General features: G+C 58.1%; 6 protein-coding genes, 3 tRNA genes and 1 pseudogene. 6 read left to right on the top strand and 4 right to left on the bottom strand.

Translation table 11 applies throughout. The annotated features are described in order from the left end of the window. The first annotated feature begins 257 nt into the window (after positions 1-257). The 5 genes from BUE21_RS04615 (at position 258) to BUE21_RS04545 (ending at position 12953) form a co-directional block, all read left to right on the top strand. Positions 258-1667: a TolC family outer membrane protein gene (locus BUE21_RS04615; protein WP_073355170.1), complete on the top strand. Its 1410-nt coding sequence runs from the start codon at positions 258-260 to the stop codon at positions 1665-1667. Positions 1668-1681: 14 nt separating this feature from the next. Then, positions 1682-3472: a type I secretion system permease/ATPase gene (locus BUE21_RS04610; RefSeq protein ID WP_073355167.1), complete on the top strand. Its 1791-nt coding sequence runs from the start codon at positions 1682-1684 to the stop codon at positions 3470-3472. Further along, on the top strand, positions 3469-4851 hold the full coding sequence (locus tag BUE21_RS04605; protein WP_073355165.1) for an HlyD family type I secretion periplasmic adaptor subunit: 1383 nt from the start codon (positions 3469-3471) through the stop codon (positions 4849-4851). Before BUE21_RS04610 ends, BUE21_RS04605 begins: the two co-directional genes overlap by 4 nt. Before the next feature lie 476 nt (positions 4852-5327). Continuing rightward, a complete protein-coding gene (locus BUE21_RS14405) occupies positions 5328-12485 on the top strand; it encodes a DUF4214 domain-containing protein (RefSeq protein WP_143164418.1) in 7158 nt (2385 codons plus the stop codon). 376 nt (positions 12486-12861) lie between these two features. Continuing rightward, a tRNA-Leu gene (locus BUE21_RS04545) sits at positions 12862-12953 on the top strand. A 109-nt stretch (positions 12954-13062) separates the two neighbouring features. On the opposite strand, the gene BUE21_RS04540 is transcribed toward BUE21_RS04545, so the two are convergent. The 4 genes from BUE21_RS04540 to BUE21_RS04525 form a co-directional block, all read right to left on the bottom strand. Next, positions 13063-13138, bottom strand: a tRNA-Asn gene (locus tag BUE21_RS04540). Positions 13139-13194: 56 nt separating this feature from the next. Beyond that, a tRNA-Asn gene (locus tag BUE21_RS04535) sits at positions 13195-13270 on the bottom strand. Between the two features lie 84 nt (positions 13271-13354). Next, positions 13355-14389, bottom strand: coding sequence for an alpha-E domain-containing protein (locus BUE21_RS04530; protein WP_073355327.1), 1035 nt, complete (start codon positions 14387-14389; stop codon positions 13355-13357). Positions 14390-14473: 84 nt separating this feature from the next. Continuing rightward, positions 14474-16006, bottom strand: a complete 1533-nt coding sequence (locus BUE21_RS04525) for a circularly permuted type 2 ATP-grasp protein (RefSeq protein ID WP_073355164.1) — start codon at positions 16004-16006, stop codon at positions 14474-14476. Between the two features lie 383 nt (positions 16007-16389). Here BUE21_RS04525 and BUE21_RS04520 point away from each other — a divergent pair. Continuing rightward, positions 16390-16895, top strand: a pseudogene (locus BUE21_RS04520) (RNA-guided endonuclease InsQ/TnpB family protein); the annotation flags it as partial.

Raw genomic sequence — 16895 nt, 5'->3', positions numbered from 1 at the left:
ACAAGATGAAAAAATCTCTCAGAATATCACCATTTACCAGATTTTTCTCAAAACTATTGCAGCATGGGCAGCCCTTCAGAAAATGTTACCCAACCGAAAAATGAGTGACTCTCAAAAAACAGAGAGAACCTCTTTCGATTGAAGTGCACGGATATATATAAGTGACGATCATGCGATCAGGCTCGTCACTGCGCACGCAAAGTCTTGTAAAACAACCTGACTATAATGGGCCGTTTTGTACAAAAACAAATGGGAACATGCGACACTTCACCTCCAAGCGGCTGCTCATACTCACCGCCAGCTTACTGACGACAGCCACTGCCAGCTTCGCAGAAAACAGCCCTGTACACCTTGTCTCGGAACGCCACCTCCAAACACCATCGGAGGCAGGCACAGACAGTGCAAAAAGCACCACCCCACTCCTGCGCCTGGGCGAAGCCTACCAACTGGCCCTGGAACACGATCATGCCTGGGCCGTCGCCCAATATGAATATCGTGCGGCACAGCAAGCCTACCCGATTGCACGCGCTGCACTCCTGCCCAATGCCAATGCAGGAGGCAGTATCTACCGGGTGGATCGCGACCTCACCAACCAGAACAACACGCGCAGCGAAGACCAGTACAACCAGAAAAATGCCCAGGTGCAGGTGCGGCAAGCCCTACTGAACCTGGAAGCATCCAAGCGCGTGGCCATGTCCCGCTACGATGAACGCATTGCCTCGGTCGAGCGCGTCAATGCGCACCAAGACCTGATTCAGCGCGTCACCAACGCCTATCTGGATGTGCTGCTGTCACAGGAACAGGTGCGGCTGGTGGACACCCAGCTTGAAGCCACGCAAGGGCAGCTTCGGCAGGTACAGAGCCAACGCGAGGCCGGCATCGCCACACGCACCGATGTCGATGAGGCACTCGCCCAGCTCGACCGCATCAAGGCCGACCGGGTTGCCGCCATCAGCAGCGTCGAAATCAGCCGCCAGCAATTGCGCCACATCATCAGCCAGCCAGTCAGCGAAGTGGTTCCCCTCTCTGCCGAAGTCGCCTTCAGCCTGCCCTCCCCCACAGAACCAGTGGCATGGGTCGATGCCGCACTGGAACATTCTCCCAAAGTGGTGGCGCGCCAGTTTGCAGCCGAGCAGGCCGCATTGAATATCGAGCGTGTCGGCGGCCGACGCTATCCCACCGTCAATGCCGCAGCCAGCTACAGCCACGCCACCGCCACCGACAACGGGGCCAAGCGTGACCGAATCGGCCGCATCGGCATTGAGTTAAACGTACCGCTTTATAGCGGCGGCGGCATCAGTGCGGAAGAACGCCAGGCCATTGCCCGCAACCAAAGTGCCCAGCGACAACTCGCGCTGGCACGCAGTGAAGCCGAACTGGATGCCTCCACTGCCCATGCCGAACTCACCAACGGGCTGGTGCGCATACAGGCACTGGAACAGGCCGTGCGCTCGGGCGAATCTGCCCTGCAAGGAGCCAAAATATCCGCCAGTGTGGCCTATCGCACCTTCGTGGATGTGCTCAATGCCGAGCAACTCCTGTACCGCTCACGCTTCGACCTGCTCGATGCACGCTTCGAATACATCCGTGCATTCGTTCGCCTGCAAGCCGCAGTCGGCGCACTGGATGAAACCATCGTCACCGAAATCAATGGCTGGCTGGAGTAAGCGGCCCGTTTAGCATGCAAAAAAAATCCCAACCAGCCTCGGAAATCGCCCAGGTACTGCGCAAGTTCCGCCATGTATTCATTGCCGCGGGCGTTTTCACCGCCGTCATCAACCTGCTGATGCTCACCCCCATCATCTACATGCTGCAGGTCTATGATCGGGTGCTCGCCAGCCTCAACGTCACCACCCTCATCATGCTCACGGTCATCGCAGCAGGCCTGTACCTGCTGCTGGGCCTGCTGGAATCCGTGCGCGGCAAGACCCTCACCCGCATGGGCAACCAGATCGACGCCCAAATGAACGAACGGGTCTTCCGTGCCAGCTACCAAAGCTACCTCCACCACGGCAATGGCAACGCCCAGCAGGCCCTGACCGACTTTCTCCAGGTGCGCCAGTTCCTGACCGGCACCGGCGTTCTCGTCCTCTTCGATGCCCCGTGGACCATCATCTACCTTGCCATCATTTTCTTTGTCCACTGGATTCTGGGTGCCATCGTGCTGGTGGCAGCGGCCATCCTGATTGCACTGGCACTGCTGAGCCAGTGGAGCACCAACCGCTACCTCAACAAGGCCAACCAGCTCAACATCGTCGCCAATGCACAGGCAGCCAGCAACCTGCGCAACGCCGAAGTCATCGAATCCATGGGCATGATTGGCCGCATCTACCAACGCTGGCTGGCACGGCACACCGAAATGCTCGACAACCAGACCGTTGCCAGTGAACGCGCGTCATCCATCACCTCCAGCACCAAGGCCTTCCGGCTGGCGCAACAGTCCCTGGTGCTGGGCGTGGGAGCCTGGCTGGTCATCCAGAACGAACTCACCCCCGGCCTGATGATCGCCGCCTCCCTGCTCACAGGCCGTGCCCTGGCCCCGGTGGAAGGCCTGATCGGCCAATGGAAAGGCTTCGTAGGCGCACACCGCGCACACGCACGCCTGCAACAACTGTTCACCGCCCACCCCATCGACACGGAACAGCTCTCCCTGCCCGCCCCCAAAGGTCACATCTCTGTCGAAGCCCTGTTCGGCGGCCCCCCTGGTGCCAAGAAACCCACGGTGGCCAACATCAACTTCCAGCTCCCCCCCGGTGAAATCCTGGGCATCATCGGCCCCAGCGCATCCGGCAAATCCACCCTGGCGCGCCTGCTCGTGGGCATCTGGGGGCCGCTGTCGGGCAAGGTGCGCCTGGACGGTGCCGACATCTACGCATGGGACAAGGAAGAACTCGGGCCCCATGTCGGCTACCTCCCGCAGGACATCGAACTCTTTGAAGGCTCCGTGGCCGAAAACATCGCCCGCTTTGGCGATGCCGATCCCGAACGCATCGTGGCCGCCGCCCAGACCGCCGGGGTGCATGAACTCATTCTGCGCCTGCCCTCAGGGTATGACACCGACATCGGCACCGGTGGAGCCAAACTCTCCGGTGGGCAGCGTCAGCGCATTGCCCTGGCACGCGCCATCTACAACACCCCGAAACTCCTTGTTCTCGACGAGCCCAACTCCAACCTCGACGACAGCGGCGACCGCGCCCTGCTGATGGCCTTGCAGCAGCTCAAGCAACGCGGCACCACCATCATCGTCGTCAGCCACCGCAATGGCATCCTCAACATTGCCGATCGCCTGCTGCTGCTCAAGGACGGTGCCCAGGCCCATTACGGCAGTCGTGCCGAAGTCCTCGCGGCCCTGCAACGGCAGGCACAACAGGCAGCCAGCCCGCCACAAGGCCAACCGCCGCAGCCAGGAACCACTGTCAAAGCCAAACCCGCCCTTGCCGCCCCCCAACTGCGTACCGAATCACCCGAATGACCCAATTCAGCCCCACCCCCGACCCCGCAGCCAACCCATCCGGGGCCTCTGCCTCCGACCGCCCGGCAGAACCCGGCAAGGAACACAACAGCTCCTCACGACCACCGTTCGGCATCATGCGCACCGGCTGGCTGATACTCCTGCTGGGCTTCGTCGGCTTCCTGATCTGGGCCGCCTTCGCGCCCATTGAATCGGGCATCACCGCCTCCGGGGAAATCGTCGTGGACTCACAACGCCAGAAAGTTCAACACCTCTCCGGCGGCATCGTCGAGGAAATCCTCGTGCGCGATGGCGACCACGTCGAGCAGGGCCAGGTCGTGGTGCGCCTCAACCGTACCCGCTTGCAAAGCGAACTCGCCATCATCCAGTCGCAACTGCTCACCGCCCTCGCCACCGAAGCCAGACTGCTGGCAGAACGCGCACGACAAGGCCAGTTCAGCTACCCGCAGATGGTGGAAGAAGCCAGCAGCAACGACCCCCGTGTGGCCGAAGCCATGCACACCCAACGCCAACTGTTCCGAACCCGCCGCCTCTCGCTGCAAAACGAAAAATCCATACTCGACCAGCAGATTCGCGGCCTGAACGAACAACTTCAGGGCATCCAGGCGCAGGCTGCCGGCAAAAACACCCAGCTCGCACTGCTGCAAGAAGAACTCACCAGCCTGAAAACCCTCTTTGACCAAGGGTATGTTCCCCGCAGCCGCATCTTCGAGCTCGAACGCGCCGTCGCCGACATCCATGCCCGCCGCAGCGACGACCAGGCCCAACTCGGCCGCATCCAGTCCGCACTCAGCGAAGCACGCCTGCAAAAACTCCAGCGGGAACAGACCTACGACAAGGAAATCGAAACCGAACTGGCCAACACCCAGCGCGACATCGCTGGCCTGGAGCAACGTGCCATTGCCCTGCGTGACGAACTCGACCGCGTGGAAATCCGCACCCCCGTATCCGGCACCGTCCTGGGCCTGCAAATCCACACCGCCGGTGGAATCGTTCGCCCCGGAGAAGACATCCTCGATGTCGTCCCCGACAACGAACCGCTCATCGTCGAGGCCCGCATTCCCGTGCAGTCCATCGAGCTCATGGTCAATGACCTGGAGGCCCTGCTCAACTTCTCCGCCCTCAGCCGGCTCAACCCCACCGTCAAGGGACACGTCATCCACGTCTCTGCCGACCGCCTCACCGACGAGCGCACCGGAACCCCCTACTTCAAGGCCCGCATCGAAGTTCCACCGGAAGAACTCAAACGCCTGAGCTACGAACGCATCATCCCCGGCATGCCCGTCGATGTAGTCATCCGCACCGGCGAACGCAGCCTGCTGCACTACCTGCTGCAACCCCTGACCGACCGCGTGTTCTCCGCCTTCCGGGAACGCTGATCCTGGATTGTTCCTGCGCAACAGCGCAGGAACAATCCATGGATATTCCATGCACCCCCATGTGACGGCATCTTCAATTTGACCTTTAATTGAATATGGATATTTACCCAGCCAAGATATCAGGGTAATCACCTATATTAAAACTCTCAAAATACTCTCAAATATTTCATTCATATGGAATCCAGTAATAAATTATTCACAAATTAAACGTTACCTAACTTAAATCAGAGATAGCCCCCTACTATCAACCATAGTTATAATCATCGGCACTCTAGTTACTGAGCATGCGTAGATGCGCTATTTTTTTGCCGGCCAGTGAAAATTTATTGCATCTTCTGGATGGATTGATCCATATTATTTCAGTCCGCAAACACCGCATCTTGGTGACTTTTGTGTGAGTCCAAAGTCTGTACAGCGTTTGCAAAGCCCTGCATCGCATAATTTTTCTTTTCTATCAACCGCTTGGGAGTGAATCCATGAGTTTTCAAACTTTCGTCACCAATCTGTACCAGGATGTTCTGGGCAGAACACCGGACGCCACTGGTCTGACATATTGGGTCGATCAACTCGAAGCTGGCAGCATCTCGCGCGCAGAAGTCATCAACGAATTCGTCACTTCCGCCGAAGTGACTGAAGTCCTGGGCGGAACAGCATTCATCTATCTGGCAGCCCTGGGGCGTCTGCCCGATGCCGATGGCTGGGAATACTGGGCCGACGAACTCCGTGAAGGGGCAGAGCTGATCGAGATTGCAGCAGGGTTCGTCCAATCGACAGAATTCATCACCCGTTACGACATCGATGTCACCGACCAGAACTACTCCAAGACCGCATACGTGGAAAAGCTCTACCAGAACGTTCTGGGTCGCAGTGCCGATACCGCTGGCCTGAACTACTGGGTGCAGCAGCTTGAGAGTGGCGTCAGCCCTGAACAAGTGCTGCTGGAAATTGCCCAGTCCACCGAGTTCGTCGAGCAATCGAATGCCAAGGTACAGGTCACCCTGGCCTACCAAGGTGCGTTTGGCGTGCCTCCCACCACCGCCCAGCTCAACAGTGCACTGAACGCCATTGCACAAGGCAACAGCGTCCTTGACCTGCTGGAAAACCTGATCGTGGACTACACAGCCACTTCCGCCGCCACCGTGAACGAAGGCTCCAGCCTGGAATTCACCGTCAATGCCTTTGCTGCCACCACTACCGCCACCGTACTGACCTGGGAACTGACCGGCGACGGCACCAACCCTGCCAGTGCCGCCGACTTCACCGGCCCCACCGCCGGCACCGTCACCATCCCCGCGAACAGCACCAGTGCCACCGTCACGATTCAAATCGCCGACAAGGATGGCATCGAATTCGCCGAAGGCTTCAAGCTCGTACTGAAGGATGCCAGCGGCAAGCAAGTGGGCAGCAGCTCCACCGCCACCATCATCGACACCTCCAGCCAGGACGACGTAACAGCCCCTGTCGTCACCCCGGTGGTCATCGAATACAATGAGCATACTGCCGACAGCACCGTCCTGCTTGGCAAAGTGACAGCCACCGACAACGTCGATGTGACTGGTTTTGAAATCGTCAGCGGCAACAACGAAGGTTTCTTCCAGATCAACAGCGATGGTGAAATCACCCTGACCGCCATCGGCCTGGCTTCGACAGCCAACGACTTTGACGACACCGGTGCCAACGCCAAGAACAGCTTCACACTGGGTGTGGTAGCCGTGGATGCCGCAGGCAACAAGTCTCCTGTGACCGCAGTGGAACTGAAGATTCTGGACGACATCAGTGACAACTCCGCCGAATTCACCCTGACAGACGGCGCGGACTCTCTGGACGGCAGCCAGAACGGCGCAGGCAATCTCTTTGCCTCCTTCAATGCCGGCAATGGCAACTACCCGTCCGACAGCACCTTCACCGCAGACGACAGCATCAAGGGCGGAGATGGCGAAGACACCATTCGCCTGCACCCCGGCCACGCAGAAGTGCGGGACACCAACTTCCAGAACGTCGAAAGCGTGGAAAACCTGGTCGTGGCCAACAGCGATGTCACCCTGGGCTTCCGGGCTGCCGAAGCAGGCATTCAATCGGTCACCTCCACCGGCGGTGGCAATCTGACCCTGGATGAAGGCTACGACAACGACGAAATCTCGTTCCGTGGCAGCAGCACAGGCACAGAAACCGTACTGTTCAACAACCAAGCCGAAAATACCGAGCTGCGTGTGACCTTCGCCAGTGGCGAAGTTGGCAATGGCAGCGTGTACAACGCAACAGCCGCCACACCAGGCAACCCCTACGCTGCGGAGGGCAGCGGCGGTCTGGCCGTGCGTGTGCAGGCCGAAGATGGCAGCGATGACCTGACCGGTGGTGTGAGCCGCTTCGAAGACGAAGGCATCGTGCTGGCCAGCGATATCGATGGCGTTCAATTCGACGTGCGTGACCTCGGTGGCGCAGCACGCGGCACCTTTGCCAGCGTGGCCCTGGGCACACAGGCCAGCGAAACCATCGTGGCAGGCAGCGGTGACTTCACGGCTCTGACAGCAGATGGAAGCACCGGTGTCTACATCAACGCAGGTGCGGGCAACGACCACGTCACCGGTACCGGTGCCAACGACTTCCTGGTAGGTGGCGCAGGCCACGACACCCTGATCGGACTGGCTGGCGATGACAGCTTCCTGGGCGGCGCAGGCAATGACAGCATCAATGCTGGCACTGGCGATAACTGGATCGACGGTGGCCTTGGCAACGACACCATCACGACTGGCAACGGCCATAACGAGATTTACGGCGGTGCAGGCAACGACAGCATCACGGCAGGCAGTGGCGATGACACCATTGATGGCGGGGCAGACGACAACGTCATCAACGCAGGCGATGGCAACAACACCGTCAAGGCTGCGAATGGCAAAAACACCATCACCACCGGCGACGGCGAGGACAAGATTGATGTGGGCGATGGCGACAACACCATCAACGCAGGCGATGGCGAAAACACCATCACCACAGGCAATGGCGACAACACCATCACCACCGGCGATGACAAGGACACCATCACCGTAGGTGCTGGCGACAACACCATCAACGCAGGCGATGGCGAAAACACCATCAAGGCAGGCAATGGCGACAACACCATCACTACCGGCAAGGACAATGACACCGTTGAAGTAGGTGATGGCGACAACATCGTCACCACCGGTGCAGGCAACGATGACATCACCGCAGGCGATGGCAACAACACCATCGACGCAGGCGAAGGCAACAACAACATCGCCGTCGGAACTGGCTTCAACAAGATTACAGCAGGCGATGGCGAAAACACCATCACCGTAGCTCCAGGTGGCGCAGGCAACAACACCATCACCGCAGGCAATGGTGGCAACACCATTCAAGGTGGCGACGGCAACGACACCATCACCAGCGGCACCGGCAACGACAGCATCGACGCTGGCGCAGGCAACGACATCATCGCCGCAGGCGGTGGCGTGGACACCATCAACGCAGGTGCTGGCGACGACACCATTCAGGTGGGCGATGCCGAGCTGCAAATCGGCACACTCATCGACGGCGGCGAAGGCTACGATACCCTGGAACTGACCAACGATGACCCCACTGTTGCACGCAGCAACGATAGCCGTTTTGTCAATTTCAACAACATCGAACGCTTCCACTTCGATGCCAACACCGAATTGCGCGCGCAGGCCGTGCAGTTCTCTGGCAAAGACATTGACATCACCGGCGGGGCTACCCCAGCAGATGCCAATTCGCATCTCCACCTGGATGCCACCGGTCTGTACCGCGTGGACCTGACCACACTGGATGTCTCCACCGGAGAACTCGCAGATCGCAACCTTCCGGCGTTCACTGGTGTCATTACCACCGACTTCAGCGGCAATCAAACTGTCAATAACGCCTTCTTCGGCTCCTCCGGTCGCGACAACGTCATCGGTGGTGATGGCAACGATGTGATTCAGGGCGGTGCTGGCAACGATACTCTGGACGGCGGTGCTGGCAACGACCTCATCGCAGGTGGTGAAGGGGCAGATCACCTCTACGGCGGTACTGGTAACGACACGCTGGTGGGTGAGCAGGCAGACGTGGTGCTGGATGGCGGTGCAGGCACTGACATCCTGCAACTCGGTGCCGACTTCAATGATGTCAATGATGCACAGATCAATGACATCGAAGAAATCCAACTGACTGCGGCCAACCTGGAAGTAGTGCTGGATAACCAGACAGAAGACCTGAACATCAAGGGCCATGCCACAGGCCCATCCACCATCACCGGTGGCAGCGGCGACGACACCATCACGGGTGGCACGGCTGCCGACAGCCTGAGCGGTGGCGCAGGCAACGACACCTTCGTGGGCTTTGTTGGCAAGGACACCATTAACGGTGGCGCAGGTGCCGATACCGTGGTGCTGACCGCAACTTCCAGCGACCTGAACGATGCAGAAGACGAACAATTGGTCGGCGTTGAAACCATCAGCGGTGCCAATGCGCCTGCTGCCTTGGCCATTCGACTGACCAAGCAAACCGAAGCTTTCCACATCATCGGCTCTGCTTTCAACGACACCCTGGAAGGTGGCGCAGGCAACGACACCCTGGAAGGTGGTGCAGGTGCCGACTTGCTGATCGGCGGTGCTGGCAATGACGTGTTCATTGACTTTGAAGGCAATGACACCATCGACGGCGGCGACGACACCGACACCCTGGTGCTGACTGGAACCTCGGCTGCACTCAACAGCGCAACCGATGATCAAGTGAAGAAGGTCGAAGCAGTGGATGCCTCCGGTGCTGGTGCTGGAGTGCTCATCAACCTGTCCAACCAATCGGAAGGTTTCACCATCACAGGCTCTGACCATGACGACACCATCCATGGTGGTCAGGAAGCAGACAGCATTGTGGGTGGCGACGGCAATGACATCATCAATGGCAATGCAGGCAACGACACCATCGACGGCGGTGAAGGCAACGACAGCATCAACGGCGGCGAAGGCGATGACAGCATCGAAGGTGGTGCCGGAGATGACATCATTCTTGGTGGTACGGGCGACGACACCATCAATGGCGGTGCTGGAGAGGACGACATCACCGGTGGTGCCGGAAATGACTCGATCCACGCTGGTGTGGGCAACGACACCATTCGTGGATTTGAAGGTACCGATACTGTAGATGGTGGTGCGGGCAACGACACACTGATTTTGCAGGCCACTTCACAAGACCTGAACAGCGCAGCCGACAACCAACTGCTCAATGTGGAAAACGTGACGGCTGCCAGTGCAACGCAAGCGGTGGAAATCGATCTGTCCAATCAGTTGGAAGGCTTCACCATCACCGGATCTGCGAACAACGACACCATTGTCGGTGGGGCAGGTACAAACCTCATCGAAGCTGGTAACGGCAACGATGACATTACCGGTGGTGCAGCCGCTGACACCATCAACGCAGGCGCAGGCAACGACACCATTCGTGGATTTGTGGGTGCCGATACTGTGGACGGCGGTGCTGACACCGATACCCTGGTATTGGATGGCACCTCGCTGGACCTGAACAACGCAGTTGATGGACAGTTGGTTGATGTCGAGAACGTGGATGCAAGCACTGCTGACGAAGCCGTGGAACTCGATCTCTCTGCTCAGACAGAAGGCTTCACCATCACCGGCTCTGCGAACAACGACACCATCACTGGTGGTCAGGGCATTGATAGCATCAACGCTGGCGCAGGCAATGACACCATCATCGGCTACACAGCGGACGATACCGTGAACGGCGGTGCTGGCATCGACACGCTGCTGGTGACAGAGGCTCACCCAATCCAGACCACCAATGACAATCAGTTGGTGAATCTCGAAAAGGTGGATGCTTCAGGTGCCAATGCTGGCGTCTGGATCCGGTTGGACACCCAGAGCGAGGGCTTTGAGGTCACAGGCTCTGCCTTTGCTGACACACTCAGAGGGGGCGACGGCGACGACACCATCAACGCAGGCAATGGCAATGATCTTATCGACGGCGGCATTGGCAATGACAGCATCAATGCTGGCAATGGCAACGACACCATCTTCAACTTCATTGGCCACGATACTGTGGATGGCGGTCAGGGTACCGATACTCTGATAGTGGAACAAGACTCTGCTGCTGATCTGAAGAACGCCGAAGACGACCATCTGAAAAACGTCGAAATTGTTGAAATTGAGGGTCCGGTAGGCGTTGAAGTCGATCTGGGCAAACAGACAGAAGGGTTCATCATCCGAAGTACTGCCGGTTTTGCCGATACCATCAAGGGTAGCCAAGGCAACGACACCATCTTTGGCGGCCAAGGAAATGCTTTGCTCGATGGCGGCCTGGGTGACAACCAGTTGCACATCTCCGCCAACTTCACGGATGTAAGCGACGAGCAAATCCAACGCCTGCAAACGATTGTCTTGGCAACAAATGCTCTGACTGTTGATTTTGGCAACCAGACAGAAGCACTGACCATCAAGAGCTTCACAGGCGGCTCAGCTACTATCACCGGCGGTCAAGGCAATGACACCATCACTGGCGATACTGGCGATGACTTCATTACAGGAGGTAGCGGTGCTGACGTCATCTATGCTGGTGCAGGAGACGACACCATTGTCGGGGGAGAGGAAGACGCCTTGTTAGATGGTGGTACAGGCCATGACGTACTGGAACTTAACGCCTACTTCAATGACCAGTCAGACAGCCAAATTGTCGCAATTGAAGAAATCACACTGACGGCTGATAATTTGACGGTCATTCTTGACCAACAAAACGAAGATCTGCTGATCAATGGCTTTACAGGAGGTAGCTCGAATATCACAGCTGGACTCGGCAATGACACCATCAATGGTGACATTGGCAACGACACTATTGATGGTGGTGCAGGAAATGACCTTATCTACGGTGGTGCAGGAAATGACCTCATCTACGGGGGTGCAGGAAATGACCTCATCTACGGTGGTGCAGGAAATGACCTCATCTACGGCGATGCAGGAAATGACCTCATCTATGGTGGTGCTGGTAACGATACCATCTATGGTGGTGCTGGTAACGATACTATCAATGGCGGATCGGGTGCCGATCTGATTCATCTGGAATCAGACGGTACCGTAGACACTGTGATTCTGGAGCATTTTGATGCTGTGGACACCATCACAGGCTTCGGTACTGTTACCGATGATATCTTGCAGTTCAGCTTCTCTGCGCTTGCTGAACGCGGGGATCTCAAAGCACTGAGAACAGCCACTGATGTGCCTTTTGGATCACCTGGGGTCACAACTCCTGTGGTCACCACGGTCAATAATGGCGGGCTTGATTTGGAAGGTGTTGCCCATAGCAGCGTCATCCTCCGTGTGAATGGTGACTTCAACAGTACAGCGGCCGTCGAAGATGCACTGCAAGTAGGTGGAAGCCATCGAATCTATACCAGTGGCTTTGATCAAACTTGGCAACCCGGGTATTCATTCTTGGTAGCTTATGGCAGCGGTTCTGATACCTTCATTGCCCAAGCTGTCGTAGGAGGCAATGGTGCTGGGAATGATCAATATTTCCAAAACAACGAACTGGCAATCACCAATTTGGTGCAGCTGACAGGTACTGATGTCATGGATCTGACAGCAGCCAACTTTGCATTTGGTGCCTAAGCATGGCTGTTCTCACACCGTCCCTGATTGATTAGGGGATGGTGCAGAGAGATTGACCCTATGAACCCACACCGCCCACAAGGCAGTGTGGGTTCTTTTTTGGCTGTTCCCAAATCCCCCGCTACGTCATGCCGGGCCTGACCCGGCATCCAGTGGCAGCGTTTGCCTTCACAGCTCCGATAGCCTGGGTCGCGCAATGCTTCTGGATGCCGGGTCAGGCCCGGCATGACGTAGCGGGGGGGCGCGGTTGCGTTTGGCCCAAATACGGCGCGTATCAAAGGCTTTCGACATGACGCGATTGCCCGCCCTGCTCCATCACTGGCGTATTCCCATCAGTGGCGGTCTTACACAGTAGAATACGCGTTTGCATGCAAAAGCCCCGGTGGTGAAACTGGTAGACACATCGGACTTAAAATCCGCCGCTTACCGTCAAGGGGCGTGCCGGTTCGATTCCGGCCCGGGGCACCAGTATCATGCAGAAGCAAAAGCGGCTTTCATCGTCACGAAAGCCGCTTTTTTCATGTACGGGTGAATGCAGACAAAAGAAAAGCCACCAAGATGACTTGGTGGCTTTTTATGGCTCCTCGACCTGGGCTCGAACCAGGGACCTGCGGATTAACAGTCCGTCGCTCTACCGACTGAGCTATCGAGGAATGTCGGCATTTGGGGTACAGATTTTTATGATTTGAGTTTGTACCCGTGTTGTTTTTGGCTCCTCGACCTGGGCTCGAACCAGGGACCTGCGGATTAACAGTCCGTCGCTCTACCGACTGAGCTATCGAGGAACAAGCCCTAGATTATAGGTTGATTTTTTTCCTTTTTGCAAAGAATTGATTTTTTTCTGCGATTTTCCCGTGCTGCGGGATTTTTCAGTGGTGCACCAGAAAGTCCCGGCTGATGCCGGCTCCCAGTTCGTTGATGCGTTCGAGGAACTGCACCAAGTAGGCATGCAGGCCGTTGCTGAGGATTTCCTCGATGCTGCCGAACTGCAAGTCGGCCAGCAGGCGGCCTGCCTTGCGCTGGGTGCGTGCCGATTGTTCATTGGCCACGCTGTTGAGGTTGCGGCAGACTTCGACCATGCAGGCGTGGAGTGAGCGGGGCATGTCGCTGCGCAGAATCAGCAAGTCGGCCACCCGGCGGGGGTTGATGACGTCACGGTACACCTGCCGGTACACTTCAGAGGCCGAGACGCTGCGCAACAGTGTGACCCAGTGGTAGTAGGCACGGGTGTGGCTGCGCCCACCAGGCACGGACTTGCCTGCACTGACATTGCCACCAGCGGGCGACAGGGCTGGTAACTGGCTGGCTGGCCCCGGCACGCCATCGCCCTGGGTCTTGCCCTGTGAATCGAGTGCGTGGAATTGCACGTCGAGCAGGCGGGCGGTGTTGTCGGCACGCTCCAGAAAGGTTCCCAGCCGCAGGAAGTGAAAGGCTTCGTTCTGGAGCATGGTTCCCAATGCCACGCCCCGTGCCAGATGGGAGCGGTGCTTGACCCATTCAAAGAAGCGTGCAGGGTCGCGCTGGAAGCGGCCATCGCGGATGTTGCGGTTCAGTTCCAGCCAGGTGAGATTGTGGGTTTCCCACACTTCGGTGGTGAGTGCGCCGCGCACAGCACGGGCGTTTTCGCGGGCTTCGCGCAGGCAGGAGTAGATGGAGGAGCGGTTGAGCGGATCGACCACCATGAACTCCAGCACTTTTTCGGGGACGATGTCGCCATACCGGGCGACATAATCGGGCACGAGTTCGCTGATGGACAGGACGCTCCGCCAGCTTTGCACGGCGGCATCCCTGGATTGGGGCAGCAATGCGGTTTCCTGGGTCACACTGAGCATGCGCGCAGTGTTTTCGGCACGCTCGACGTAGCGGGACATCCAGAACAGATGGTCGGCGGTGCTGGACAGCATGGTGTTCTCTCCTGTAGTGAGGGCCATCGTGGCCGTGGCCTGAATGGGGGGATCGATGAAAGCGGCGCGTGGCCGTCTGGATGTTCAGGGCTGTTGCAGTTTCTGCTGTTGTTGCTGGAGCAGCATCTGCCATTCCACGTCGGTGCGGGTCTGGCCGGACTTCTGTGCGGGCCATTCTTCCAGCACCCAGGTGTCTTTGGTGCCGCCCCCCTGTGAGGAATTGACCACCAGTGAGCCTTCTTTCAACGCCACGCGGGTGAGGCCACCGGGTGCGATCTGCACGTCCCTGCCGGTGAGCACGAAGGGGCGCAGGTCGATATGGCGGGGAGCGACTCCACTTTCGACGAAGGTCGGGCAGCTTGACAGGCTGAGGGTGGGCTGTGCAATGTAGCCTGCCGGGTTGGCCTGGACGGCTTCGCGGAAATGGGCGATTTCTGCCTTGGTGGCCATCGGCCCGATGAGCATGCCATAACCACCGGCTCCGTGGACTTCCTTGACCACGAGTTCATCGAGGTGCGCGAGGATGTATTGCAGCTCGTCCGGCCGACGCCCCATGAAGGTGGGGACGTTGCTGAGAATCGGCTCCTCGCCAAGATAGAAGCGCACCATGTCGGGCACATACGGGTACACGGATTTATCGTCGGCCACGCCGGTGCCCACGGCGTTGCAGATATTGACATGCCCGGCACGGTAGGCCCGCATCAGCCCCAGGACTCCCAGGCTGGAGTCGGCGCGGAAGGCTTCGGGGTCGAGAAAATCATCGTCCACGCGACGGTAGATCACATCCACCCGTTGCAGGCCCCGGGTAGTGCGCATGTAAACGAAGTCGTCCTTGACCACCAGGTCCTGCCCCTGTACCAGTTCGACACCCATTTGCTGCGCCAGGAAGGCGTGCTCGAAGTAGGCACTGTTGTAGATGCCGGGGGTGAGCACGACCACGGTGGGGTCGGGGGTGTTGTCGGGGGCGCAGGCACGCAGGCTGTCGAGCAGCAAATCCGGGTAGTGCGCCACGGGGGCCACTGCGTGGTGGCCAAACAGGTCGGGGAACAGGCGCATGCTCATCTTGCGGTTTTCCAGCATGTAGCTGACCCCGCTGGGCACGCGCAGATTGTCTTCCAGAACGTAGTACTCGCCATCGCCCTGGGCATTGAGGGCGCGCACGATGTCGATGCCGGAAATGTGCGAATAGACCTGATTGGGCAGATTGACCCCCTGCATGACGGGCCTGTACTGGCTGTTCTGGAGCACCAGATCGGCCGGCACGATGCCAGCACGGATGATTTCCTGACCGTGATAAACGTCGTGCAGAAAGCGGTTGAGGGCAGTGACGCGCTGCACCAGCCCGCGCTCCATGCTGGCCCACTCATGGGAGGGAATGATGCGTGGGATCAGGTCGAATGGGATCAGGCGTTCCGTGCCTGCGCCGGTTTCGTCTTTTTCTCCATAGACGGCGAAGGTGATGCCCACCTGGCGAAAGATCAGCTCTGCCTCTTCGCGGCGCAGATTCATGTCTTGGGGGCTGCGCTGTGCCAGCCAGGCGGCGTAATCGCGGTAATGGGGTCTTACCGTTTCGGGTGTGCCCGGCAGGCTGGCGTACATTTCATCGAAACCGTTCATTGTTGCGTTCCTTTGGGTTCTTGGCTCTCGCGCTGGCTGGTATTTCCTGCATTCCATGCGACACAGTGTCCTTGTGACTTTTGTCGCCCAACACCGCCCGCACTGCTCACAGGCTCCGACAGCCACAAGAGATAAGCAAATAGCGAGCCAACTTTTTTATCGGGGCACGCGGAAAACCCCGTCGTTCACGACGGGGATGTAGAGCGCGCAACCCAACGGGTTCCATGTTGGGTAATGGATAACACATTGAAAATATACCCTCTCTGTTAAAGTCAGCACCATGCTGACCGTTGTCAAAACCCTGAAACTTCGCGTGAAAGACAAGCACACGCCACTGCTGTTGCAGATGGCGCGGCAGGTCAATTTCGTGTGGAATTTCATCAATGCGCTCTCCAGCCCGCTCGATTCGGGAGCGCGGCAAGTGGCTGTCCGCCTACGACATCCAAAAGTACACCGATGGAGCGTCCAGGGAATTGGGCTTGCACAGCCAAACAGTGCAACGGGTTTCTGTGGAATACGTCACGCGCCGTCGTCAATTCAAACGTACCCGCTTGAACTGGCGCAAATCCACCGGCAGCCAGCGCAGCCTGGGCTGGATACCCATCAACACCGGCGCGGCTTCTTGGAAGAACGGGCGGGTCTATCACAACGGCCATTATTTCGGCATGTGGGATTCCTATGGCCTGGGCCAGTACAAATTCAAGACCGCCAGCTTCAACGAGGATGCACGCGGTCGCTGGTATTTCAACGTGGCCGTGGAGATTGAAACCAAACCCACAGAAGCCACGGCATCAGTTGGAATCGACCTGGGCCTGAAAGACTGTGCCACCACCAGCACGGGCCAGAAGCTGCATGGCCGCTGGTATCGGGAACTGGAGCCGCAGCTTGC

The organism is Lampropedia hyalina DSM 16112 (assembly GCF_900129055.1).
Taxonomy (GTDB): domain Bacteria; phylum Pseudomonadota; class Gammaproteobacteria; order Burkholderiales; family Burkholderiaceae_C; genus Lampropedia; species Lampropedia hyalina.
This window is presented reverse-complemented; position numbering and strand designations above follow the sequence as displayed.